Source organism: Limosilactobacillus oris DSM 4864 (assembly GCF_001434465.1).
Classification (GTDB): Bacteria; Bacillota; Bacilli; order Lactobacillales; family Lactobacillaceae; genus Limosilactobacillus; species Limosilactobacillus oris.
Window position 1 is genome coordinate 1 of the sequence record NZ_AZGE01000018.1, and the last position, 24,761, is coordinate 24,761.

The 24,761-nt window shown below is 52.3% G+C and carries 24 protein-coding genes; all 24 read right to left on the reverse strand.

The genetic code is table 11. The features are described 5' to 3' along the window. Positions 1-74: 74 nt before the first annotated feature. Positions 75-1,049, reverse strand: a complete 975-nt coding sequence (locus FC49_RS06695; protein WP_056984608.1) for a ribose-phosphate diphosphokinase — start codon at positions 1,047-1,049, stop codon at positions 75-77. A gap of 79 nt (positions 1,050-1,128) precedes the next feature. After that, positions 1,129-3,573 (reverse strand): SF1B family DNA helicase RecD2, encoded by a 2,445-nt coding sequence (gene recD2 / locus FC49_RS06700; protein WP_056984609.1) that lies wholly within the window; start codon positions 3,571-3,573, stop codon positions 1,129-1,131. A 19-nt stretch (positions 3,574-3,592) separates the two neighbouring features. Then, entirely contained in the window at positions 3,593-4,270 is a 678-nt protein-coding gene (locus FC49_RS06705; RefSeq protein ID WP_056984610.1) for a tetratricopeptide repeat protein, read from the reverse strand. Positions 4,271-4,283: 13 nt separating this feature from the next. Further along, positions 4,284-4,940, reverse strand: coding sequence for a histidine phosphatase family protein (locus FC49_RS06710; RefSeq protein ID WP_056984611.1), 657 nt, complete (start codon positions 4,938-4,940; stop codon positions 4,284-4,286). A 148-nt stretch (positions 4,941-5,088) separates the two neighbouring features. Then, positions 5,089-6,222 (reverse strand): tRNA 2-thiouridine(34) synthase MnmA, encoded by a 1,134-nt coding sequence (gene mnmA, locus FC49_RS06715; protein WP_056984612.1) that lies wholly within the window; start codon positions 6,220-6,222, stop codon positions 5,089-5,091. Between the two features lie 107 nt (positions 6,223-6,329). Beyond that, positions 6,330-6,680, reverse strand: a complete 351-nt coding sequence (locus FC49_RS06720) for a DUF1831 domain-containing protein (protein ID WP_003712698.1) — start codon at positions 6,678-6,680, stop codon at positions 6,330-6,332. Between the two features lies 1 nt (position 6,681). Next, positions 6,682-7,845: a cysteine desulfurase family protein gene (locus FC49_RS06725; protein WP_003712689.1), complete on the reverse strand. Its 1,164-nt coding sequence runs from the start codon at positions 7,843-7,845 to the stop codon at positions 6,682-6,684. 17 nt (positions 7,846-7,862) lie between these two features. After that, positions 7,863-8,558: a 5'-methylthioadenosine/adenosylhomocysteine nucleosidase gene (locus FC49_RS06730; RefSeq protein WP_056984613.1), complete on the reverse strand. Its 696-nt coding sequence runs from the start codon at positions 8,556-8,558 to the stop codon at positions 7,863-7,865. Between the two features lie 14 nt (positions 8,559-8,572). After that, the gene (locus tag FC49_RS06735; protein WP_003712651.1) at positions 8,573-8,860 is read right to left on the reverse strand and encodes a hypothetical protein; all 288 of its coding nucleotides are present in this window, start codon (positions 8,858-8,860) and stop codon (positions 8,573-8,575) included. After that, positions 8,847-9,401 carry an NUDIX hydrolase gene (locus FC49_RS06740; RefSeq protein WP_003715171.1) on the reverse strand — a complete coding sequence of 185 codons (555 nt, stop codon included), beginning with the start codon at positions 9,399-9,401 and terminating at the stop codon, positions 8,847-8,849. Before FC49_RS06740 ends, FC49_RS06735 begins: the two co-directional genes overlap by 14 nt. 12 nt (positions 9,402-9,413) lie before the next feature. Then, positions 9,414-9,617, reverse strand: coding sequence for a cold-shock protein (locus FC49_RS06745; protein ID WP_003715291.1), 204 nt, complete (start codon positions 9,615-9,617; stop codon positions 9,414-9,416). Positions 9,618-9,729: 112 nt separating this feature from the next. Next, positions 9,730-12,525 carry an isoleucine--tRNA ligase gene (ileS, locus tag FC49_RS06750; RefSeq protein ID WP_056984614.1) on the reverse strand — a complete coding sequence of 932 codons (2,796 nt, stop codon included), beginning with the start codon at positions 12,523-12,525 and terminating at the stop codon, positions 9,730-9,732. Between the two features lie 295 nt (positions 12,526-12,820). Beyond that, complete coding sequence (locus FC49_RS06755; RefSeq protein ID WP_056984615.1) at positions 12,821-13,576, reverse strand: DivIVA domain-containing protein; 756 nt, start codon at positions 13,574-13,576, stop codon at positions 12,821-12,823. Positions 13,577-13,591: 15 nt separating this feature from the next. Then, on the reverse strand, positions 13,592-14,374 hold the full coding sequence (locus FC49_RS06760; RefSeq protein ID WP_056984616.1) for a YlmH family RNA-binding protein: 783 nt from the start codon (positions 14,372-14,374) through the stop codon (positions 13,592-13,594). 9 nt (positions 14,375-14,383) lie between these two features. Further along, positions 14,384-14,647 (reverse strand): YggT family protein, encoded by a 264-nt coding sequence (locus tag FC49_RS06765; RefSeq protein WP_003712655.1) that lies wholly within the window; start codon positions 14,645-14,647, stop codon positions 14,384-14,386. Positions 14,648-14,658: 11 nt separating this feature from the next. Further along, the gene (locus FC49_RS06770; protein WP_003712677.1) at positions 14,659-15,087 is read right to left on the reverse strand and encodes a cell division protein SepF; all 429 of its coding nucleotides are present in this window, start codon (positions 15,085-15,087) and stop codon (positions 14,659-14,661) included. Between the two features lie 77 nt (positions 15,088-15,164). After that, positions 15,165-16,421 carry a cell division protein FtsZ gene (gene ftsZ / locus FC49_RS06775; protein ID WP_056984617.1) on the reverse strand — a complete coding sequence of 419 codons (1,257 nt, stop codon included), beginning with the start codon at positions 16,419-16,421 and terminating at the stop codon, positions 15,165-15,167. Positions 16,422-16,441: 20 nt separating this feature from the next. Next, positions 16,442-17,806, reverse strand: a complete 1,365-nt coding sequence (gene ftsA / locus FC49_RS06780; protein ID WP_003712659.1) for a cell division protein FtsA — start codon at positions 17,804-17,806, stop codon at positions 16,442-16,444. 117 nt (positions 17,807-17,923) lie between these two features. Further along, positions 17,924-18,763: a cell division protein FtsQ/DivIB gene (locus FC49_RS06785; RefSeq protein ID WP_003712694.1), complete on the reverse strand. Its 840-nt coding sequence runs from the start codon at positions 18,761-18,763 to the stop codon at positions 17,924-17,926. A 20-nt stretch (positions 18,764-18,783) separates the two neighbouring features. Further along, entirely contained in the window at positions 18,784-19,887 is a 1,104-nt protein-coding gene (gene murG, locus FC49_RS06790) for an undecaprenyldiphospho-muramoylpentapeptide beta-N-acetylglucosaminyltransferase (protein ID WP_056984618.1), read from the reverse strand. Beyond that, entirely contained in the window at positions 19,887-21,263 is a 1,377-nt protein-coding gene (gene murD, locus FC49_RS06795) for a UDP-N-acetylmuramoyl-L-alanine--D-glutamate ligase (RefSeq protein WP_056984619.1), read from the reverse strand. The genes murG and murD overlap by 1 nt, the downstream gene beginning before the upstream one ends. Before the next feature lie 25 nt (positions 21,264-21,288). Continuing rightward, positions 21,289-22,245, reverse strand: coding sequence for a phospho-N-acetylmuramoyl-pentapeptide-transferase (gene mraY / locus FC49_RS06800; protein WP_056984620.1), 957 nt, complete (start codon positions 22,243-22,245; stop codon positions 21,289-21,291). A 15-nt stretch (positions 22,246-22,260) separates the two neighbouring features. After that, complete coding sequence (locus FC49_RS06805; protein WP_056984621.1) at positions 22,261-24,393, reverse strand: penicillin-binding transpeptidase domain-containing protein; 2,133 nt, start codon at positions 24,391-24,393, stop codon at positions 22,261-22,263. Then, positions 24,393-24,749 (reverse strand): cell division protein FtsL, encoded by a 357-nt coding sequence (ftsL2, locus tag FC49_RS06810; RefSeq protein WP_003712697.1) that lies wholly within the window; start codon positions 24,747-24,749, stop codon positions 24,393-24,395. The genes FC49_RS06805 and ftsL2 overlap by 1 nt, the downstream gene beginning before the upstream one ends. Positions 24,750-24,761: the final 12 nt, after the last annotated feature.

Genomic DNA, 24,761 nt, shown 5'->3' on the forward strand with positions numbered 1-24,761 from the left:
TTTCGTCCAACTATGGGGGTTCACTTCAAGATTTTGGATGCTTTTTCTCATTCCTCTTTACGCAGACACGAAGCCTAGCGGTTAAAGAGAGTGTCAATTGATTGGTGGTTGTGAATCCGAACAATGGCCTCTTTTAGGAGGTCTGCCACCGAAAGTTGGACCAGCTTAGGAAACTGCTTTTCCGCCGGCAGGTGAATCGTATCGGTGACCACTAGCTTCTCCAGGAGGGAATCCTGCAAAATGGTGGTTGCATCGGCAGATAGAACCGGATGGGTAGCCACCCCGTAAATTTTCTTAGCGCCAAACTTGGCCAGGGCCTGTGCAGATAACTTCATCCGCACCCCCGTATCTACAATATCATCGACGACGAGGGCGGTCTTGCCCTTTACATCCCCAATGACATATTCAGGGACCTTCTGATTAGTTTGTTCCCGTACCTCGTCGGCCCGGTTGTCAATAATCGCGATGGGCGCCTTGATCCGTTCCGCAAACTTCCGTGCAAAACTAACGCCGGCATGATCCGGTGCCACCACAACCGTTTCATCGTTAATCAAGTCATGCTTTGCAAAATAATCCGCAAAGAGGCTCGTCGTTTGCAAGTGGTCGACCGGGATATCAAAGAATCCTTGAACTTGGGCAGCGTGCAGATCAATGGTTACCAGCCGGTCAATCTGGTCCATTTCCAGCAAGTTGGCAATCAATTTGGCGGTAATTGGTTCCCGACTCCGGGCCTTGCGATCCTGCCGAGCATAACCATAGTAAGGCATCACCACGTTAATTTTGGCCGCGCTAGCCCGCCGCAGTGCATCCACCATGATTAATAGTTCCATCAAGTTGCTGTTGACCGGGTCGGAAACGGATTGAATTACGTATACCTCGCATCCCCGAACACTTTCGTCAATGGTAATCTTTATTTCACCATCAGCAAAGTGGTTAACAGAAGCCTTGCTGAGCGGCAGGCCGACCTTAGCGGCAATGGCTTCCGCTAAGGGCTGGTTTGAGTTCAAGGCAAACAACCGGACGTTTTGAGCATTCTTAATCTGCGTCATTGTTCTACTTCCTTTATTTTAACTAGCAGTGTGCAGTACACCGTTTATTATCGCAACATTTTTCTTCGCAATCAAGCCCTTATAAGTCCTGGGGTTTAATTCCTGCCATCCCGATCAGGGGATCAATCGCCTGTTCAGCAATCAGGGCGGCGGTCAATATCTGGGGTCCCGACGAGGAATCGGTTGCTGAATCTGGCACTAATTCCTTATCAGCTACCGCGAGGGAATCATCCTTTGCCACTGCCGCCGGTTTTTCCGGCTTCGTTAGCTGCCACTTCTCCCGCAGCCGATTCAGCAGGGTCGTCTGTCGGTTTGTCCCCACATTGTGAACGGCCAACGCCATTGCCTGGGCTTCCCCCAGCAAGACCAGCTTATCGGCTGCCCGCGTGATCGCCGTATATACTAGGTTCCGTTGGAGCATCCGGCTGAATTGTCGGACGACCGGCATTAAAACCATTTTAAACTGACTCCCCTGCGATTTATGAATCGAAATAGCGTAGGCCAGCTGAATCTGGTTCCACTCCATCCGGTGATAATTAACCTCGTTTCCATCAAAGTCGATCGTAATGGTTGCCCCCTTGGCGCCCTTCTTAGTCTCAATAGCAGTGATTTGGCCAATATCCCCATTAAAAACATTATTTTCGGGACTATTGACCAGCTGCAGGACCTTGTCACCAACCCGGAAAACCTGACCACGAAACTCTACTTCCTGCTTATCCTTGGTCGGCGGGTTATAAACTGCTTGGGCTAGCTCATTCAGATTATCTACCCCGGCTGCTCCCCGATACATTGGTGCTAGAATCTGAACATCCTGGGCAGTATATCCTCGCTGTCGGCTTAGTTTAATAATTTGTTCCACCACGTCCGGGATCTGCCAGGCCTGGCAAGGGATAAACGACCGGTCAGCCTTTTTCGCCATCAGGTCGGCTGGGACCCGGCCAGCTTTGACAGCGTGTGCCAGTGGAATAATGGTGGAGTCAGCGGCTTGCCGGTGGATGTTTGTCAGTTCCACCTTTGGCAGCTCGGTAAAAGCCAGAAGATCGTAAAAGACCTGTCCAGGCCCAACCGACGGCAACTGATCCTTATCCCCCACCAGCACCACGTGCATTGCGGTGGGAATTGCCTGAACGAGGGTTTTGAAGAGTAAAGTATCGACCATCGACATTTCATCGACAATCAGCAATGAACCCTTTAAATCCCGCGCGTTAATATCCGTTGGCAATTCACGGCCGTTTAAGCCGAGCAAACGGTGAATCGTACTGGCAGGCAGGTCGGTAGCCTCACTCATCCGCTTAGCTGCCCGGCCAGTCGGCGCTGCCAGTAGCACTGGGAAGGGTTTGTCGCGGTAATCGTCAATCTCCAGTGAAAGTTGGTGAACCTTGGCGTAGCACTCCACGATTCCCCGGATAATCGTAGTTTTACCGGTCCCCGGTCCCCCAGTCAACAGCATGACCTTATTATTAAGTGCCGTTTCAATTGCCCGGACCTGCACCTGGTCATACTTAATCCCGGTTTCCTCCTCTACCCGGCTCAGGGTCTTTTGAATCGTTTCCGCGGGAACTGCGCTCTCCTTCGCCTTTACTAGCCGGTCTAAGTGGTCTGCAATTTGGTATTCTGCCTTGTAGAGGGCCGTTGGGTAAAGTCGCTCGTCGTCATAGCTGATCTGGTGCTGCTTTTCCATCGCCACAATCTGATCAGCAATCACCGGAGCGGCGACCTGACCGTTACGGCCATCATTGAGCAGGCGCTGAGCGCTTACCAGCAGCGGTTTGGCACTGGTATAAGTATCACCAGTTGCCATCGTGAGGTCATCCAACGACTGAATAATGGCCGCCCTAATCCGTCGGGAGTCATCTCCAGCAATGCCTAACTTAGCGGCCACCTGGTCAGCCCGCCTGAAGCTGATCCCATCGATTTCCGCCGCTAGCTGGTACGGATTTTCACTGATAATGTGGAGGGCATCCTCGCCGTAGTGGTCAACAATCGCACTGATCAGGTTGCTGCCGAAACCGTAATCGTTAAGGCCAATAATCACTTGGTCCAAGCCCTGGTTAGCCTGGAGGTTATCGATAATTGACTTTTTCACCGCGGAACGCAGCTTCAAACCGTCTAAGACATGCGGGTCCGCGCTAATCTTATCAATTGCTCCCGTCCCGAGGACATCAACTATCTTCTCCGCCGTTTTTTGGCCGACCCCCGGGAACTGTTTTCCTGCCAGAAATTCTACCAGTCCCGTCCGACTGGTCGGTTGGTTGACATGGTAGGAACTTGCCTGAAACTGCTGACCGTAGCGGGGGTGTTCCACCAGTTGGCCCTCAAAGCGGTACGTCTGGTCGTCGCTAAGGTCACCAAAACTGCCAGTTACCGTAATTTCGCCCTCTGACCAGTCGAAGTTAGCATCTTCGACCGATACCACCAGGACCTTAAAAAAGGAATCCGGACTCGAAAAAATTTCCGACTGAACCTGACCAACAAAAAAAGACGGCTCCGTTGGCGTCTTAAATAGGTCCATCTCAGTTGCCATTAAAGTCATCCTTTCCAATCTATTTCTTTTTCGTTGCTTGCAAGGTCTTTTCGATCTCTGCCAGGCGCTGCTCACTCTTCTTGTAATAAGCAGGGTCAAGCTGCTGCGCCTGGGTCAGGTAGTCCTGGTAGGGCTCACCCAAGACCATTGCCACAATGCCCCGGTTAAACTGGGTATCTGCCCGTCCAGGATGGCGCTGTAAGATTACGTCATAGTACTTCTTAGCCGCAGTGAATTCGCCGAGAGCCAGCAGGGAATCCCCTAAGACCTGGTTGATGGCCGGGTCAGCTGGGCGTAGTTCATGGGCTGTTACCCCATAGGCCACGGCCTGCTTATGCTGCCCCTTCTTCATATAGCTCTGGGCTAGCATTAAGTAGGAATCCGCCTTAATCTTGGGGTCCTCAATCTTGTTGTAGAGTTTGATTGCCGCGTCAGTCTTGCCAACCTCGTAGTAAAGGTTCCCGAGACCGTAGTTCAATAGGTCAATCGCTGTCTGGTCCTTCTTGGCTTCGAAGATCCCCAGGGCCTTCATGAATAATTCTTCGGCCTGTTGGTAGTCATTTAACCGGGTCAGCAAAGAGCCCAGATCGTAATAGTTATTGACCTTCTCAGGATGTTCGTCAATTGCGCGGATCAGCTTGTGAACTAGTTTTTCGGTTTCCCGTTTTTGCTTTGCTTGAAATTCTTCGTTATTCATCACAATCACCTCATTAAATGGTATCGGTTGGGTCCAGTCTTGTCTTGTGCAAATAGGAAGTATCATTCCAGCGCTCCAGCTCGAAGTGCTCTGCGTCACTGGTCGACAGGATAGTCGTGGAAGTATTGCTCAAGCCGCCACGGTCTTTCAGGTGCGGCAGCGGCGTCCCAATCAAGGCGTTGATCGTAGCGTTCAGAGCCGCGCCGTGTGACACCACTAGGATGTTAGCAGCAGGGTTGAGCCGACAATACTCCTTGATTGCGGAACCGACCCGGGTAATTACCTGGGCAAAGCTCTCGCTCCCGGTTACCCGTTCGTCATACTGGTCCGGGTGATGGCGGAAGTTATGGAGCTCTTCCGGCCACTTCTCCGCCACATCCGCAAAGTGCATTCCCTCCATTTTGCCGAGGTTGAACTCCATTAACCGGCTGTCAATAGTCAGGCGAACTGGCTGTTCCAACCGGTCAAGCAGCTTTTGGGCAGTCACCCGTGCCCGCTTCAACGGACTAGCATAGGCATGGGCAAACCGTACATCCCGCAGAGAATCCGCCAGCAGGTTGATTTCCTGGTAGCTAGTCGCCAGCAAGGGCGAATCACCGTGCGCCCCCTGGTAGCGCGACTCAAGGTTCCATTCAGTTTTTCCATGACGAATCAAGTACACTTTTGTCATTATCTATCGCAGACCTTTTTAATTAATATCTTACCAGAAAAAATTATAATTGTTCACTCTTGTTTTTTCGAATATGTATGCCGGGAGGGGAAAAGGCAGCCCTGACAGTTCTGCCCCGCCGTTCTCCCCAGTAATATGTTGCTAATGGCTATACGTACTGTAATTGCCGGTCAGCGTTATAAGCCCGGTCGATAATGGCGCTCCCTAGGCACTCTTGACCGTCGTAAAAGACCACTGCCTGTCCCGGAGTGATTGCCCGTGCCGGGTCATCAAAGGTCACCGTCACCATCTGGTCGTCATCAGCGATCTTGACGGTGACACCGACATCCTTTTGCCGGTAACGGAACTTGGCCGTACAGTGAAATTCCCGCCCGTAGCGGCTCACTACGTCGTCAACCCAATGAATGTCGCTGGCTTCCAGGTGGGTCGCGTACAGGTGCTCGTTATGGTAACCCTGACCAACGTAAAGGACGTTCTTTTCAATGTCCTTGCCGATGACGAACCAGGGCTCGTTGCTCTCCTTGTTGCCGCCAAGGCCGAGGCCCCGCCGCTGGCCAATCGTGTAGTACATCAGGCCCATGTGCTGGCCGACAACCTTGCCATCGACGGTTTCCATGTTGCCCGGCTGGGCAGGAATATACTGGCTCAAGAACTCGCGGAAGTGCCCATCTTCACCGATAAAGCAGATTCCGACAGAATCCTTCTTTTCAGCAGTTGCCAGACCGGCTTCCTTAGCAATCTCCCGAATTTGCGGCTTGGTGTAGTTTGCCAACGGGAAAAGGACCTTGTCCAACTGGTGGTAGTCGAGTTGACTCAAGAAATAAGTCTGATCCTTGTGCTGGTCGGCGGCCCGCATCAGGTGCATCCGGCCATCCGCGTCCCGCTTGAGGTCGGCGTAATGCCCCGTCGCCACATAGTCCGCTCCTAGTTGGTTGGCGTACTCGATAAAGGCCTTGAACTTAATTTCCTTGTTGCAAATTACATCGGGGTTCGGAGTCCGCCCCTTCTTATACTCGGCAATGAAGTACTTGAAGACCCGGTCCCAATACTCCTTCTCAAAGTTCACGGAGTAATAAGGAATCCCGATCTTCGCGGCTACCTTGGCAACATCCTTGTAGTCCTCGGTTGCCGTACAGACACCGTTTTCGTCGGTATCATCCCAGTTCTTCATGAAAACGCCGATCACGTCATAGCCCTGACGCTTCAACAGCAGGGTGGTCACTGAGGAATCCACCCCGCCGCTCATGCCGACAACAACACGCGTGTGGCTGTGGTCAGTCATTATTTATCACCATCATTTCAAATAGATTCTGGAATAATCTACGATTGAAGGTCGCATGCATCCAGTATTGCCTATTGTACCAAAGTCCACCAGTCGCTGCACAGATTTTAATCCGCCCGCGTACTAATGAAGACCTTTCTTTTGAGCATTTCATCTAAAATAAAGTGATACTGTTCGACAAATTCGGCCGCCCGCTGGTGGGTAAAGATGTTGATCCGCCGGGCACCGTTGCCCGTCACGGTCTCCATCTTAAAGCCCGTCAGGTCAGCGTTAATTAAAATACGCAGACGGGCAACCGGCTTGAAGGGGTTGTCAGTGTCAAGGCTCCCCTTGTATTCAAAGTTGCCCCGCCGGGTTTCCTCAAAGCCCAGGTCGGTCAGCGTATACTTCTTTACTTCTGGACTTAACGTATAGGTATCCTGGTCACCCGGTAAGCGAACGCTCTTAGTAAATTCCATCCTAGTCAGCCTCCTTTGTCTGCTTGAGTTGGTTAACAATCTTGACAATTGCCGCAATCAGCTTATCAACGTCCTCTTCGGTATTGAGGGCGCCAAAGCTGATTCGGATGGACTCGCTAATCCGGGGACTATCCGCTCCAAACATTGCCGTTAACACATGGGAAGGTTCGATACTTCCGGCGGTACATGCCGAGCCACCGGAAACGGCAATACCAGCCAGATCGAGGTCGGTCTGCATGATGTAGGTAGAAATTCCCTTGAACCAGATATTCAAGATTTGGTTGAGGTTATCCGGCTTGATCTCACCGTTAACCGCAAAGTCAATCCCGTTTTCGGTCAGTCCCTGGACAATTTTCTGCTTGAAGTGGTAGAACCGCTCCCGCCGGGCCTGTTTCTCCTCAGGACTGTCAATAGTGACCGCCTTGGCAAAGGCCGCCACGGCTGGCACGTTTTCGGTCCCGGCCCGCCGTTTGGTTTCCTGGTCGCCACCCTTGAGGTAGCTCGGGAAGTTGATGCCATCCCGCCGGTAGAGGAAGCCCATCATCTTCGGTCCGTTGAGCTTATGGGCCGAAGTTGACAGGAGGTCGATGTGGTCCCGTTTGACGTCAATCGGCAGCAGGCCATAGGTTTGCACCGCATCCGTGTGGAACCAGGCCTGGTGGTCCTTTAAGATTTCACCAATTTCGTGAATCGGCATCCGGCTGCCCACTTCGTTGTTACCTGACATGATTGTAACCAGGATCGTATCGTCACGCAGGGCCGCCTTGAAATCATCCAGTGAAATATTCCCGTTCTCGTCGACGGGCAGGTAGGTGACCTCAAAACCCTGTTCCTCCAGATAATGCAGGGGTTTGAGCACGGCCTCGTGTTCAATGGCGGTGGTGATGATGTGCTTACCCAAATTTTGCCGGGTCATGGCCGTCTGAATAATTGCGGTGTTGTCACCCTCGGTTCCCCCGCTGGTCAGGACAATTTCGTTATCATCGGCGTTGATACTCTGGGCTAAGACGTGCCGGCTATTTTCCAGTACTAATTTAGCTTCCCGACCATAGGAATAACCCGTAGAGGCATTCCCCCAACTCTTCTTCATCTGGGTGGTCATCTCATCGATTACGGCCGGCGTCATCGGCGTCGTGGCCGCATTATCCAAGTATATCTCCTTCATCAGTCCCGTTCCTTTCCCTAAACTGCAAGGTCCTTAAAAAGCTGCAGCAGCATTGCCGCCGACCGCTTGCCAGCCTCGATGATAAACTCGTCAAAGCTGACTCCGGCCTCTTCATCCCCGGTGTCGGACATTGCCCGGACCACCACATACGGCACCTGGTGGTCAGTGGCTACCTGACCGACCGCGGCCCCTTCCATTTCACTGGAGAGGGCATCCGGGAAGTGGGCTAAGATTTGTTTGATGGCGTCTTGACTGGCGATGAACTGGTCACCGGAAACAATCAGGCCCTGCTTGACTGTCAAGCCAGTCTGCTCACCAGCCTTGGCGAGGGCGTCCCCCCACTTCTTTGAGGCGGCAAAACGGGGTTCCTTGCCTGGCAGCTGACCGTACTGGTAGTCGAAGGCCGTTGCGTCAACGTCGTGGTAGGCCGTTGCCGTGGAAATTACGACATCCCCCACGTGAAGACCATCGCCAATGCCGCCGGCAGAGCCAGAGTTAATTACCACGTCGGCGCCACAATCGGTAATGAGGTGTTCAGTGGTGATTCCGGCTTCGACCTTGCCAATTCCAGCTTCGACCAGCACCACGTCCTGGCCGCTGATCTGACCAAAGTAGTAGTCCTTGCCACCAATCTGCTTCGTACTTTCGTTCGTTAATTGCGCCTTCAGTTCCTTAATTTCTTCTGGCATCGCGCAGATAATTCCAAATCGCATTTTTCCACTCCTCTTTAACCTACAAAAAATAAAATCAAGTACACAACAATAATCGCCGCTAGTAGGGCGACGATTGCAATATTTAGTTTTCTCCTTAGCACCGCCGTTTTCTGTTCAGCGGTCAGCTGCTGGTGCTCGCTTGCAAACTGCCGCCGGCCCATCTCCGGTGAGTCCTGAAGAGGCGGTTCAGTATCTGCTGGGCGGGCACTTGTCCCCTGGCGCTGCTGACGAGCAAGCTGTTCCCGGTATTCACGCCGGGACAGTGGTTGCTCATCAAAGGACTGTTTGTTATCTGCCGTCATTGTTCATCCCCCGCCAGTAGTAAATTGCCATAATAGTCTTAGCGTCTTCAATCTCGCCCCGGTCAATCATCGCCAGGGCCTGGTCTAAGGTCACCGTTTGCAAGGCGAGCTGTTCATCGGCATCCTGGGGCAGTTCGTGGTCGACCGGCCGCAAACCGGTTGCCAAGTAAAGGGTCATATATTCGTCCATACAGCCCACCGAAGTGTAGAAGCCGGAGAGCTTAGTCAGGTTTGCTGCTTGGTAGCGGGTCTCTTCATTCAATTCGCGAACGGCAGCATGGTCAGCACTCGCCTGGTCGCGTGAATCAACCTTGCCAGCAGGGATTTCCAAGGTGGTTTTCGCAATGGGCGCCCGCCACTGCTTCTCCAGCAGCATCTGGTGGTCATCGGTTAGCGCTAGTAAAGCGACGGCCGGCGCATGGTGGACAATCTCCCGCTGGGCCAGTTGCCCGTGCGGCGTCTGAACCTGCTGAACCTCCACTTCAATCAAGTGGCCCTTAAAAACCGTCTTGCTGCTAACCGGCTTTTCTTCAAACTGCATCCTCTTTCCTCCTTAGTGTAGAATCCGGACATGGGCCGCCTGGGGTCCCCGCCTGCCCTGCACAATTACCAGGGAAACCCGGTCGTCGGGATGAAGGACTCGCCGGTGCTGGCCCTCAATCCCGCTATAATGAACAAAGATTTCACCTTCGTGGGGCACCGTAATAAATCCCCAGCCCTTTTGCTCATCAAAGCTCTTTACCTTACCTTCAAGCATGTTTTCACCTACTAAATAAAATACCAAGCAACAAGCGTCACTTGGTATTTTACACCGCCAGAATTTTTCTGTCATCGATTGACCACTATCTGGCTTTGATTATAAATAAATTTTACTTTTCGAGCCCTTCTTCGACCGTCTCAGGGAAGTTGTCCCGGACAATCTTCGCACACCGGGCACAGAGCATCGGGTAGACGTCGTCACTGCCGACGTCTTCCTTGACCATCCGGCAGCGTGCACAAGTTTCGCCGACAGCTGGGGAAACCTTGACGGCCACCCCATCGTCGTACTTAGCCGCGTCCGCTGGTGCCTCTGCCAGTGGGTGAATGTGCAATGCGGACACACCCAGTAGCAGGGCTACGTCCTCATCCAGATCCGTCAACAGCTGTTGCTGCTGGTCACTGAGGTAGAGGTCCACCTGGGCTTCCAGGGACTTCCCGATTTGCTTAGCGTTCCGGGCCTCTTCCAACCCCTTCAGGACGTGTGAACGAACGTCCATGAACCGGTCCCACTGTTCCAGCAGTTCCGCTTCGTTGGCGAAGGTTTGGGGATCAGGAATTTCGGTCAGCTGAACAAAGCCTTCCGGTTCGTCCATGTATTCCCATACTTCTTCGGTCGTATGCGGCAGAATTGGTGTCAGCAGCTTGACCATCGTCAACAGGATGTTGTAGAAGACCGTCTGCATGGAGCGACGGGCATGGGAGTCCGCTGGTTCGATGTACAGGACATCCTTGGCCAGGTTCATGTAGAAGGCGGACAAGTCGTTGTTGACAAAGTTGATCAGGAGCTTGTAAGCATCCAGGAAGTCGTAATTGTCAAAGTCGGCCCGCATTTCTTTCAAGAAGTGGTTGAGTTTAACCAGCATGTACTGGTCAACACTGTTTAGCTTCTCGTAGGAAACCGTGTCATCAGTTGGCTTGAAGTCACCAGTGTTTGCCAGGAGGAAGCGGAAGGTGTTCCGCAACTTCCGGTAGGCTTCGGAAATCTGTTGGAAGGTTCCCATGGAAACCCGGACGTCGGCGGACGTGTCGGCACTCATGACCCAGAGGCGGATAATTTCGGCCCCCATCTGCTTGACTACCTTGTTCGGGTCGATGACATTCCCCATCGACTTCGACATCTTCTTCCCCTTCTTGTCGAGGGTGAAGCCTTGGGAAACGATTCCCTTGTACGGAGCCTTGCCGGAGCAAACCACACTGGTGATCAGGCTGGAGTTGAACCAACCACGGTACTGGTCGGAACCTTCCAGGTAGAGGTCGGCTGGGTAGGTCAGGTAGTCCCGTTCGGCCAATACCCCCTGGTGGGAAGAACCGGAGTCGAACCACACGTCCATGATGTCGGTTTCCTTGGTGAACTTACCGTGTGGTGAGTGTTCGTTGGTGTAGCCTTCTGGCAAGAGGTCCTTAGCATCACGGTCAAACCAGACGTTCGAACCGTACTTAGCGAAGAGGTCGGCCACGTGGTTGATGGTCTCCTCTTCCATGATTGGCGTACCATCTTCGGCATAGAAGATTGGGAGTGGCACACCCCAAACCCGCTGCCGGGAAATTACCCAGTCGCCACGGTCCTTGATCATGTTGCGCAGCCGCGTCTTCCCCCAGGACGGCTGGTAGTTAACTTCTTCCAGCGCGTCAAGGATGTCCTGGCGCATCTTGTCGATGGAAACGAACCACTGGTCGGTCGCCCGGAAGATGATTGGTTTCTTAGTCCGCCAGTCAAATGGGTAGGAGTGCTTCAGCGGTTCTTCCAGGAGCAGGGAACCTGCTTCTTCCAGCTTCTTCAGGGAGATGTCATCGGCATCCTGGTAGAAGACGCCGTCAAAGTCGGCCCCGTTTTCCTTGGTCAGAACCCCCTGGTCAGTGATCGGTGCAAAGATCGGCAGGTTGTGTTCCAAACCGAAGTGGTAGTCATCGTCACCATAGCCAGGCGCCGTGTGGACCAGTCCGGTCCCGGCATCGGCCGTAACGTAGTCCGCAGTTCCCACGAGAATGTCGCGGTCAATGTACGGGTGCTTGGTAACCATCCCGTCCAGGTCATTCCCGGAAAGGTGCTTAACGACTTCAAGGTCTTCCCAGCCCAGTTTGTCAGCCACGCCGTCGAGCAGGTCGGTAGCGACAACGAATTGACGGTCATCATTAGCCGGCTTCACCACGGAGTAGTCAAACTTACCGTTGACGGCCACGGCTTCCGAAGCGGGAACGGTCCACGGGGTCGTCGTCCAGACAACCAGGTAGGTGTTGTCATCCAGGATGTCCTTGCCATCCTTGACCTGTTCCGCAAAGAAGGCCGTCTTAGCAACAACATCATGGTATTCAACTTCGGCTTCAGCCAGTGCAGATTCCGAAGACCATGACCAGTAAACCGGCTTCTTCGCCTGGTAGAGCAGCCCCTTCTTGGCAAATTCGCCAAAGACCCGGATTTGCGCCGCTTCAAATTCCTTATCCAGGGTTAAGTACGGGTGATCCCATTCACCGCTGACCCCCAGCCGCTTGAAGTCGGTCCGTTGCTTGTCAACTTGTTCCAGGGCGTACTTGCGACAGAGGTCCCGGAATTCAGACGTTGACATCTTCTTCCGGTCGTAACCGGACTTGGTCAGCTGGTGTTCGATCGGCAGGCCGTGGGTATCCCAGCCGGGAACGTACGGTGCCCGGTAGCCGGACATCGACTTGTAGCGGACGATGAAGTCCTTAGAAATCTTGTTCATCGCGTGGCCGATGTGGATGTTCCCGTTAGCGTATGGCGGGCCATCATGAAGCACGAATGATGGCTTCCCCTCGTTTAACTTTTGCCGCAACTGGTAGACTTGGTTTTCTTCCCACAGCTGTTCGCGCTGTGCTTCGGTTACCGGCAGCTTCCCCCGCATGGGAAACTTGGTCCGGCCCAGGTTTAACGTATCTTTTACCCGCATGGTATCGACTCCTTTCTCGTTCATAACTACTATTACCCTAATAAAAAAGCTCCGCCCCTAGATAGGGACGAAGCAATTCGTGGTACCACCCATTTTCGAGACCCAGTTGGTGGGTCTCCTCCTGTCATTGAATAACGGTAATGGGCCGGCCAGCCTACTGACTTCAGCTTAGCACTCAGAGATGATCAGGAACACCGGGTAACCGTCAGTCTTCCACTATCCACTGACTCGCTGTGGTACCGTACCGGGATTCCACTTCTCTTCAACATTTTATTAGCGTAATTTCGTCGTTATCCTAGTTCTTCCCCTGGTCACTATCTGGAAAGACAACTACGGTCTCACCCGCATCAGCAGCTGCCGGTTGGCCCGCTTCTGGTGTAGCAGTAGCTGGTTCAGCTCCCGCAGCCGGTTGTTCGACTGCTGGCTGCTGGGCCATTGCCGCCTGATCTTGATCAGCTTCGGAACTAATTGCTGTTGATTCTACACTTTCCGAGGAATCATTGTCAAGGTTCTTCCCCAAGATCTTCTGAATTTCGTTATACTGGTCTAAGTCTTCGTCGGCCAGTAGCTTATCCCATTCATCACTTTTGACAACCTCAAGTTGGGACTCCAGCATTACCTGGAGCCGTTGCCGGAAGATCCGGGTCTGCTTCTTCAAATCGTTAGTTTCAGTCGTCAGCTTGCGAGTTTCTTCCGTACTGCGTTCAACCACCTGGTTAGCCTTCTCGTTGGCTTCGGAAACAATGTCGGTTGCCTGCTTTTGGGCCTCACGAATCATAATATCCGCTTCCCGCTTAGCATTATTCTTGACCTTGTCCGCCGCTTCCTGGGCAACCAGGATCGACTTATTCAGTGAATCCTTGAGTTCGCTAAAGTACTTTAGCTTGCCTTCGTCAGCCTTGACGGTTTCTTTGAGGGCGTGGTTTTCTTCCGTTAGTTCCTGAACGGTCTGGGCGACCGTAGCCATAAATTGTTGAACCTCGTTCTGGTTGTAACCCCGCATCTTGGTTGAAAACTCTTGCTTATTGATTTGTTCGACAGTTAACCCCATTATTATTCCTCCATTTTATGCATGAGCCACAGATAAACTTACTCTTTCCTTGCCCTTGCGCGTTACGCCCTGGGCTTCATCTAAGCGGATCCGGCCGCCATGCCGAACCGAAATCAGGTCGTGAACCACCACTTGCTCGTCCGGCCGGTCAACTTCTTCCCAGTTTAGACGCACCTGCCCGTGTTCGACCAGCTGCTTGGCCCGGTTGCGCGAATAGTTAAAGCCCGCGGCCACCACCGCATCCAAGCGAAGCGATGAAACGGTCGTGGTCAGGGGCTCCCAATCCTCGACCGGGTGAAGAACGTTGGCCGCTTCTACCGGCTGCCACTTAATCTTGGCCCGGCCGATGTGGCTAACGTTTGCCCGTAAATACTTGGCCATTGCGGTAGTCACCACAACCTGCCAGCGGCCCTGGTCACCCAGGATATCGCCAAAGGCGGCCCGCTCTAATCCTTCACCAATTAAAGTTCCCATAATTTGCCGGTGGTGAAGCTCGGTAAACTTAGTCGGGTAGTTGATTTCTAACACCCTGAGTTCAAAATCGGCCGTGGTCGGTTGGTAGTAGCTCGGGTAAAAGAGGACCCGCTGCATTTCAGCACCAGCCCAGCCCCCGGCACTCGCCATTTTGACCTCATCCGCTGCGTTCGCCATCGTCCGTGCGATATAGCGCTGCCGTGGATTTAAGAACGATGTTAAGACGGGGCAATACTGACCACTAGCCGTACTAATCCAGTCCGCAACCTGGTCAATAAAGGCCCCCTCGTTCGGCCGAAAGTGTTGTTTAATGTTCTCTTCCATGTGCTAATCCTATACACCAAACAGGTGTCCCAAGGCTGTAATCCCGTTTTGCACGAGGTACAGCACGAAAATCGCGACCACCGGTGAGAAGCTAATCCCGCCCAGGGGTGGAATAAAGTCAAACCAGTGCATATACGGTTCTACCAGGCGATTGATGATTTCGCCCAGCCGCGTTCCCCGTGCATTCGGAAACCAGGACAAGAGACACCAAATCACGATTACCCAAATATAGGCATTGATAAGGGTGTTGAGCACCCCAAGTACAAACAGCATTCGCCCTCTCCTTAGTCGTTAAAGTGGTCGCTCTCGGCCTTCAGGTTGCTCGAGAGGTTGCCAGAAACTTCAAAGTTATTCGGCGCACACAGGAAAATTTCTTTCCCGATTCGCTTCATTTCACCTTTGATTGCAAACACGGTTCCGTTCAGGAAGTCAACCATCCGTGCCGCCGCCTTGGGATCCATCTGGGTAAAGTTGACGACGATTGCCCGGTCTGCAAGCAGTTGGGAAGCAATCTGCTTCACGTCCGCGTACATCCGTGGCTCGTACAGGGAAATCTTGCTGGTTGTTTGTCCAGCCCGGTTTGCCTGTCCCTCACTGAAGGACACTACCTTATTGTTTCCCTGGTGACTAGCTGGCTGGGGATTTTCGTAGTATTCATCCTGCTGCTCCAGGTCGTCGTCACCAAATAAGCTCTTCAAAAAGTTTGCTGCCATTGTGCTTTCTCCCTCCTAATTACAAAAAAGGGGCGTAATCTAACCACTCGTTAAACCACTCCCCCTTTGCATATTAACTATTTCCGCCGATTCTTAAAGAATGGTGGGGTTGATAAGTTAGCATCATCACTGTCATCTGAATTAGCAGTATCGTCATTAAAAACGTTAAATTCAGGCTTATCAACGTGTGAAAACTGGTTATCAACGTTCTCGTTAGCGTTGTTGTTAACGTCTGCCGTTGGGTCATTCCAGCCGTCAAACGGGTCATTGGCCGGCTTGCTATCAGCACTTTCCTGCCGGCTGCTTGGTGCTGCCTGCTGTTGTGGTGCTGGATGACTAGCTTGGGCGGTTGGCCGGGCTGGACTCGTCTTTGGCTTATCGATTCCAGTAGCAATAACCGTTACCCGGACCTCGTCACCCATGTTCTTATCTAAGGACATCCCGAAGGAAATATCAACGTTGGTCCCGGCTGCCTGCTTGATAACGTCGGACGCTTCCTGGGCCTCGTACATTGCCATGTCTTCGCTCCCGGTAATGTCCATCAGGACGTGCTGAGCACCGTCAATCGACAGTTCCAGCAATGGTGAGGAGATGGCCTTCTTGGTCGCTTCCGTCGCCCGGTTTTCACCAGTGGAGGAACCAACCCCCATCAGTGCGGCTCCCTGGTTGGACATCAGGGTCTTGATATCAGCGAAGTCCAAGTTGATGTACCCAGGGGTAACAATCAAATCAGAAATCCCCTGAACACCTTGACGGAGGACATTATCGGCTTCCTTGAAGGCTTCCATCATCGGGGTCTTCTTGTCAATCATCTCTAGCAGACGGTTGTTGGCAACAATGATCAGGGTATCAACGTTGGACTTCAGTTTGTCCAACCCTTCGATGGCAAACTTGCCCCGGCGTGGGCCTTCAAAGGAGAAGGGCCGGGTAACAACCCCGACGGTCAAAGCCCCACTGTCCTTTGCCAGCTTGGCAACTACTGGGGCGGCACCCGTACCGGTACCACCACCCATTCCGGCGGTGATAAATACCATATCGGCACCTTCGAGGACCTTCTTAATCGCCTCTTCACTCTCCTGAGCGGCCTTTTCACCTACTTCTGGGTTAGAACCAGCTCCTAGTCCCTTAGTCAGCTTAGGTCCCAACTGAATCTTGGTAGATGCCTTTGAACTGTTCAGGGCTTGCAAATCGGTATTGGCAACGATAAAGTCAACCCCCTGCACCTTTTCAGTAATCATCCGGTTAACTGCGTTGCCGCCACCGCCGCCGACACCGATTACCTTAATCCGTGCACCAGCAAATTCGTTCTCCATCGTACTTGTCTCGTTGTCCATAGAATCTTTCCTCCGTCAAATTAGTCGAATAGGTTATCAAACATACCCTTGAGTTTATTGCCAAATGAGTGCTTATTTTCCTTTGGTTCTGCCGACCGTTTCTTTCTGGAACGGCCCTCCCCAGAACGCTGCCGTGGCTGATTGGACCACTGGTGAACCAACTGACGGTTATTGTTCTCCGCTGCCGGTTCTTCCCTTGGACTTTCTATTATATCAGGTTGTTGAATCGTTTGCTTTATTAACTTATCAACATCCGATAGCTGATTTTCGTACATCGCAAGCGCCAAGCCAGTCGCGTAGCCCGGATGCCGAATCCCCATCTGCTCCGGCGAGTATACCTTGATGCTGCCAGCAAAGTATTCCTGGGCAAGTTCCTTTACACCAGGCATCGCCGCGCCACCACCAATGATGGTCACACCACCGGGCAGCTCAGGAGCATGAATTGCTTGCAGACGTTGGTGAATTCGTTCAAAAATCTGCCGCATCCGCGCTTCAATTACTTCTGCCAGGTACTCCTCGGTGAATTGTTCAGGTTCGTTTTTGCCGACAACGTTAACGTTAATGTTGGCATCCGCGTCCGCCAAACTATGGTCTGCATAACCATGGTTTAGTTTCAGCTTCTCAGCATTTTTGAGTGAGGTGTTAAGAACAGTGGAAATGTCCTTGGTCACGTATTGACCACCCTCCGGATCGACGAAGGTGTACTTGAGCTGGTGGTCATGGATAATACTGGTCGTCGTTTGACCGCCGCCCAGGTCGATAACCACCGTCCCAAAGTCCTGTTCCCCATCATTAAGGAGGTTAAAGTCAGTGGCAATCGGTGCAATCACAAAGTCCTTGATCTCATAGCCGGCTCGTTGGACCGCCTTCTTAGTGTTGTGGAGGATCGTCTTAGGACCAGTGTAGAGGGTCGCCTTCATTTCCAAACGAACACTCACCATCCCCCGCGGGTCCTTGATCCCGCCAAAGCCGTCGACTGAGAACTCCGTCGGCACGAGGTCTAAGACGGTGCGCTCCGGTGGAATATTTTGCGTTAGCGTTTCCTTAGCAACGTCGATCACATCCCGGTTCACGATTTCCCGTGACTGGCCCTGGGCTGCGATTGTGATCATCCCGTGTACCTTTTGCATCCGCAGGTAGTTAGCCGGTAAGCCCACAATCAGTTTTTTAATAGTCAGATTTGATTTTTCCTCGGCTTGAGCAACCGCTTGTGAAATCGCGTGGGCAGTTTTATCAATATCAACAATTACGCCGTGATTTAGTCCGGTAGAGGGTGCAATCCCTACGCCTACGACCTTTAACTGGCCCTTTACATTCTCGCAAACCAGTGCCTTAATCGAGGTGCTTCCAATATCTAACCCGACAAATACTTCTGAATTATCCATCTGAACGGCACCCTCCTAAAAGCAGCAATTATACTTAATTAAAAAAATTGTATTTTATTTACATCTAAAGTTGATTTTACCACATCTTTGCTCGTTCAAAAACGCTTTTTCTGAAAATCACTGTTCACGTGATTTGTAACTGTACGAAAACGCCCCAACTTGCAGGTCAACTACGCCCGGTTCCTTCATCGTCGCCGCAATTGCGGGATAGTAAGCCATTTTCTTGCCAACCGTGGTTAAGTTTGCGTAAACGGTGTTCCCATCACGCATATAAATCACGAGGCGGTTAGGTGCGTTCTTCTGTGGTTGGTAGCACACCGTGGAAATCCCGTTGCGGACCACCGGTTTCAGCCGGCCAAGCTGGATGGCCGTCGTCGTTAACTTTTGACGGTGGTGGTCAAAGGATTGGTACTGAATCTTGCTCTGGTCACCCTTAGCAGCTTTAAGCTGCCCGTTTGCCAGAACATTATAATCCCGCTGACCAATTTCGACCGTCCCAACGATTGGATTTTCGCGAACCGTGATTTGGACGGCTCGCGGGCCGCGCAGCTGATAACTGACCTTGGCAACCTGAGGATTCCGCCGATTAGCCTGCTGGCTCGCAGAATGCTGGGACAGCATCACTCCCCAAATATAGCGACCCGGCTGAACCCGGGTTGCTTGTTCAACCGCGGCTGCACTGAGGTCGTGGTTGCCCTTAACCGTCACCCGGTCAACCTTGCTCAGGGGAGAAATCACGTACAGCATCAAAAGCAGCACCCCACCAAAAAGGAGGATCAGCTTCAACACCCGCTCACCGTTGGTCAGGTACCGGTAAATTTTGATTCCCCGGTTCTTATGACCGATTCGCTCTTGCGGCTGACTTGGCTGAACGGTCTGCGCGCGCCGTTCTTCCACTTCCGACAAGCGCTGTGAGTAACGCTGGTGTTCATCAGAAAACAAATCTTTTTGTGCCACGGCTGAACCTCCCCTCCGTTTTAATGGTGTTCATCAATCGCGTGGTGGAGAACCTTGATCAAATGATCCGCCGCATCCGGCTTGCCCAGCTGTTTAGCAGCGCTGGCCATTTCACCCCGCAATTCGTTATTCTCCATGATCTTATCCGCCTGTACCAGGAGCGTGCGGGCATCCAGGTGGTCCTCGGTGATCATCACCGCCGCGTTTTTCCGAACCAGTGCCTGAGCATTTTTAACCTGGTGGTTAGCAGTCACGTACGGGCTCGGGATCAAAATGGTGGGAACTCCCAGAGCAGTTACTTCAGCAATGGTCGTTGCCCCCGCCCGAGAAACGAGCGCTGCCACCTTTGGCATCTTTGCGGGCATGTCTTTGATATACGGGACAACTTTGACGTTATCACCAATCTCCACATCCGCTAATTCCTGTTTGATGTGGTCGTAGCGCTTCTGTCCAGTTGCAAAAATCACCTGGTACTGACGGTGGTTAAATTCCGGGATTGCATCCACAACCGTTTGGTTAATCTTGGGTGCCCCCTGGCTGCCGCCAAAAATCATCAGCGTTGGCACATCATTCTTCAGGCCATATGTTGACCAGGAAAAGTCGCTGTCCACCTGAGCAGCCACTTGCTGGGCCCGCGGGTTGCCGACCATCGTCACTTTATCAGCCGGGAATTGGGCCCGGGCCGCTTCAAAAGCAATCGCAATCTGGTCCACATAGCGGCTCAGAAACTTATTGGTGATTCCCACCACACTGTTTTGCTCGTGAATCACTGTCGGAACATGGTGCTTAGCAGCCGCGTACAATACCGCGCCGCTGACGTAGCCCCCGGTTCCTAAAACCACGTCCGGTTTAAAATCCCGGATAATCTTTTTGGCCCGGTGAACCGAGTTGAGGAAGAGGTATACCGTCTTCAAATTCTCCAACGAAAGAGAACGCTTAAAGCCCTGCATTTTCATTGTCTCCAGCTTGATGCCGGCATCCGGGACAATCTTGTTTTCTAGCCCCCGGGTGGTCCCAACGTAGAGGACCTCAGTATCCGGTTCAACCTGTTTCAAGCGTTCAATCAAGGCTAAGGCTGGGTAGATATGACCACCAGTCCCGCCACCAGAAACTAATAACCGCATTAATCTTTCTCCTTTTCACCCGTTAATTTTTCAACTGCTTCGATAAACCGGTCCCCCCGCACTTCAAAGCTCGGGAATTGATCCCAGCTGGCGTTGGCCGGGGAGAGGAGGATCACATCGCCTGGTTCACTGATTTTCCATGCTTCTGGTACCGCCGTCACGGCATTTTCACTCTCAATTATCGTTGGAATGCCAGCCTGCTCGGCGGCGTCCTTCATCTTGTCCTTGCATTGTCCAAAGACGATAATGCCCTTGACGTGCTCCTTAAAGTACGGTACCAGCCGTTCAAAGGTGTAGCCCCGGTCAAGGCCCCCTGCCAAGAGAATCACTGGTTGGTCAAACCCTTGCAAGGCAACCTCCGTTGCTTCGATATCGGTCGATTTCGAGTCGTTATAGAAGCGCCGCCCCTGATAGTCCAATACATACTGAAGACGGTGGCGCACCCCGCTAAAGGTAGTTAGGACGCTAACGATATCTTCGTTGCTGACCCCGCTTAACTTAGCAGCTGCAATGGCTGCCAGAGCGTTTTCCACGTTTTGGGGGCCAATCAGGCGGATATCACGGGCCGCCATAATCCGTTCTCCCCGCCAATAGATGGCGCCATCTTCCTCATAAGCACCGGCATGACTCTTGCCCTGCCGGGAGAATGGTACCACCGTCGCCCGGGTCCGGCGGGCAATCTCTTGCCACTCGTCCCGGTCCCAGTTCATGATGAGAAAGTCGTCCGGGGTCTGGTTGCGGGTAATGTTTAGCTTAGCATTAATGTAATTTTCCCGGGTTTTGTGGTAGTCCAGGTGGTTAGAAAAAATATTGGTAATGATTGCGATATGTGGGTGAATCGTCGGTGCCCCCAGCAGCTGGAAACTGGAAAGCTCCGTCACCAGTGTGTCTTCTGGGCCGAGTTCTTCTGCGACCTTACTGAAGGATACGCCGATGTTGCCGGCATACTTGACATTATGGGTCGAGCTCTTTGCCAGCATCAACTGGGTCAGGGTTGTCGTGGTCGTCTTGCCGTTGCTCCCGGTCACGCTGACCAGGTGGCCAGCAAAGATTTCCCAGCCTAGCTCAGCTTCAGTGATAATTGGCGTGCCCTTTTCCACGAACTTGGCCACCAGGGGGTTATCGTACGGGATTCCCGGGTTCTTAACTACGACGGCAAAACCGCGGTCGGCCAAACTTAACGGGTTGCTCCCGGTGATTACCTCGATCCCGTCATCCTCCAAACCAGCAACCACTGCTGGATCCTGGGGTGTCTTCATGTCATTGGCGGTTACGTGCGCCCCGAGTTTAACCAGCAGATGGGCGGCGTTGAGGCCACTAATCCCGAAGCCAATCACCAATACATTTTTTCCTTGATACTTCGTAATCTCTTTCATGCTCCTCGAACCTTTCCTCGACGACTTATACCAGAATAATCGTTGCTACCGCAATAATGGCAGCAAGCAGACCAACGCTCCAGAAAACAATGTCAATTTTCCACTCGCTCCAGCCGCACATCTCAAAGTGGTGATGGATCGGGCTCATCTTAAAGATACGCTTCCCGGTGAGCTTGAAGGAGGCCACCTGGAGCATTACACTGGCCGTTTCACAAACGTAGACGATCCCGATGACCAGCAGTGACCACTCATGGTGCAAGAGGAGGGAAACGGCCGCCAGCGAGGCCCCAATTGCTAAGGAGCCCATGTCCCCCATGAAGATTTTGGCCGGCTTATGGTTATAGGGAAAGAAGCCAGCCAGGGTCCCAACCATTGCCAGACAGAAGAGCGCCACCTCCGTGTAGCCGCCCCAGAGGGCAATGATAAAGTAGGCTAAGAAGGAAATAATCCCGAGCCCACTGACCAGGCCATCAAGTCCGTCGGTCAGGTTAACCGCATTGGAAAAGCCGACAATCCAAAAGATGATAAAGAGGCCATAGAGCCAGCCGTACTGGTTATTGCCAAAGCCCATTTGGTAACCCTCGTGCTGGTAGATCACGGTAAAGACCATCGCCGCGATGACCTGGCACAGGGCCTTTTGCCAAGCCTTAAAGCCCTCGTTTTGGTGGTGGAAAATCTTAATACTGTCATCCCACATCCCAATCAGGCCGTACACGATCAAGACAAAAAGCAGTGCCCACAAGGTATTGCTAAGCACCCCCTGCCAGGCCGCTACCCATAAGACGGTAACGACTGCCGAGATGATGAAGAGCAGGCCCCCCATCGTTGGGGTTCCCGCCTTTTTTGCGTGCCACTTAGGACCTTCCTCCCGGATTTGCTGGCCCTCCTTTTTGGCACGGAAATACCGAATCAAGCTCGGCATGAGCAAAAAGGTAATAAGAAATGAACTGATTAACGTTAAAATGACTGCCGCAATGTGCATTATTTTCCTCCTGTCCTAGTGTTGCGCATAGGTAACCGTCAAGGTTTGCCCTTTGCTAATCTTGCTATTGGCATTAATACTCTGCTTGTTAACGTAGCCGCTGCCCTGTTCCTTGAGTTTCAAATGGAGCATGGCCGCCAGCTCCTGAACATCCGCGGAGCTCCAACCGTTCAGGTCCGGCATTTGATAGTTACCACCAGCATCCAAAATCACCCGCTGGTTCTTTAAGAGCTTCTCGCCCGCCGTGATTGACTGGCTCCGGATTGTCTTGCCGTCACCAATTACCACTGGCTGGATCTTTAGTCCGCTGAGCTGCTTAGACGCGTCATCCCGGTTTTGCCCAACCAGTTCTGGCATCTTGGCAACACTCGAGTTAGCTGACTTGTTCTTCTCCAACAGCATTTCCATCACCGGATTAAAAATCGAGGCCATCTGCTTCGTCGCTGAAGTGCTCAAGTTTTGGGGCTGGCGGAGCGTGACGTACATTACATAGCGGGGATTCTTCGCCGGTGCCATTCCCGCAAAGGAGTACAGGTAGTTAGTATCACCCTTACTATAACCGTTAGCACCACCGATTTGGGCGGTCCCGGTTTTCCCGGCAATCCGGTAACCCTTGATTTGGAAGTCGTGACCGAGCCCCTTCTGGTCGTAAATTACACCCTCCATGTACTTACGCACCTGCTTAGCGGTACTGGTCTTTATCGGTTGGCCCACCGTGGTTGGCTGGGTCTTTTTAACCACCTTGCCGTTGGCCGTTTCCACCTTTTTAATGATGTAAGGCTGCATCATCTTACCATTGTTGGCAACGGCACCAATCGCCCGCAGCATCTGCATTTCATTCACGGTGATTCCCTGACCAAAGGCGGTATTCGCCTGCTCAAGAATCCCTTTAAACTGGGTAAAGCCGGAGACTTCATTGTCCATCCCCACCACGTTGACCTTCTTCAGGAGGCCAAAGCGGCGAATATACTTCATCCAGGTCTTCGCCCCCATGTTCTGTTCAACGTGGGCAAACCCGACGTTACTGGACATATCAAAGGCGTCCTTATAGCTAATGTTCCCCCAACCAGTGCTTGACCAGTCGACGATCTTGCCACCGCCCATTGACCAAGTTCCTGACTGGAAGGTCGCCTTCGGATCAAAGTGGCCGGTATCGATTGCCGCGCTGAGGGCCAGGATCTTCATCGTTGAGCCGGGCTCGTAAGCGTCCTGTACAAACATGTTCCGCCAAACGGGCTGGCTGGAGTTTAGGGTTGGCCGCTGGGTAGCTGCCACGATCCGGCCAGTCTTTGCATCCATAACAATTGCGGTTACCGAATTTGGCTTGCCGTCCTTATAGACGTGGTTGACCTTATTTTCCAACACGTGCTGAGCCTGGGGGTCGATGGTCGTATAAACGTTATCCCCATTAACCGCTGGCTTCGTGACGGCTTTAGAGTTAGCCAAACGGTAGCCATACAGGTCGCGCTTGTCCTGGCGCATCCCGTTGGTTCCGGTCAACCGATTATCGAAGTAGCTCTCCAGGCCGACCTGCCCTTTCAAACTCGTCTGTCCCCGCTGGTTGGTAATTGGTGAGGCTAAACCGATAATCTGGGAGGCAAACTCGCCCTCGGGATATTGCCGGGCCGGCGTCGCCATAAAGCCGATCCCCTGCAGGTGTTCCTTCTTGATCTTTTGCATGGTGGCAACTGACAGGTTGCTACCAGCAGCACCAAATTCAACTTGGTAGACCTGGCTCTTCGTATTTAGCTGCTTGAGGATCTTGTCTTCCGGCAGGTCAATGTACCGGGCCAATACACGGGCAGTCTTTTTCTTATTTTGCACATACAGGGGCTTGCCGCTGGTTGAGTGCTGGGTCTTATCCACGACCGCGTAGACCGTATACTTGCTCGTGTCAGTGGCAATCACCCCACCCTTATTATCATAAATGTTCCCCCGCTTGGCTTGAATTGTCCGCCGCTGGGTATAGATTTGTTCCGCCTGTGACTGCAGGTTAACGTGCTGGATGTCACGGTTAATCGCAATATACGCAAAACGAACGAAAAATAAGAGAAACAATCCAACCGTGATGAAGAATAACCACTTACCGAAATTCCCCCGATTGCTATTATTTTTCTTAGTTTTCGCTCGTTGTGACTCTTTGTTCATTATTTATTGACGTTCCTTACGTTTGAATTTTTGTCAGAGAGGCCATACTTTTGGGCAATCTTCTTTAAGTTGCCCTGACTAGTTAAATCAGCAATTTCCTGCCGGTCACTAGCGTTGTTATTTTTAACCTGGGCAACCTTCGATTGTAAGTCCTGCAAGTTGTGCTGACGAGTATTAATTGAAATTTTAGTGGAAAGCAGGGCAATAATCAACAGTAGGGTAACCGCACTCCCGACAACCATCAATAACCGTTCAAACCGTGACCAGCGAACCGGCTGGACGCCCGGTTGGGGCTGGTCGATTGGCGTCACTGGAACCTGTTCTTCTTCGTATTTTCTTGCTGCATTAGAAACCATTATTAATACACT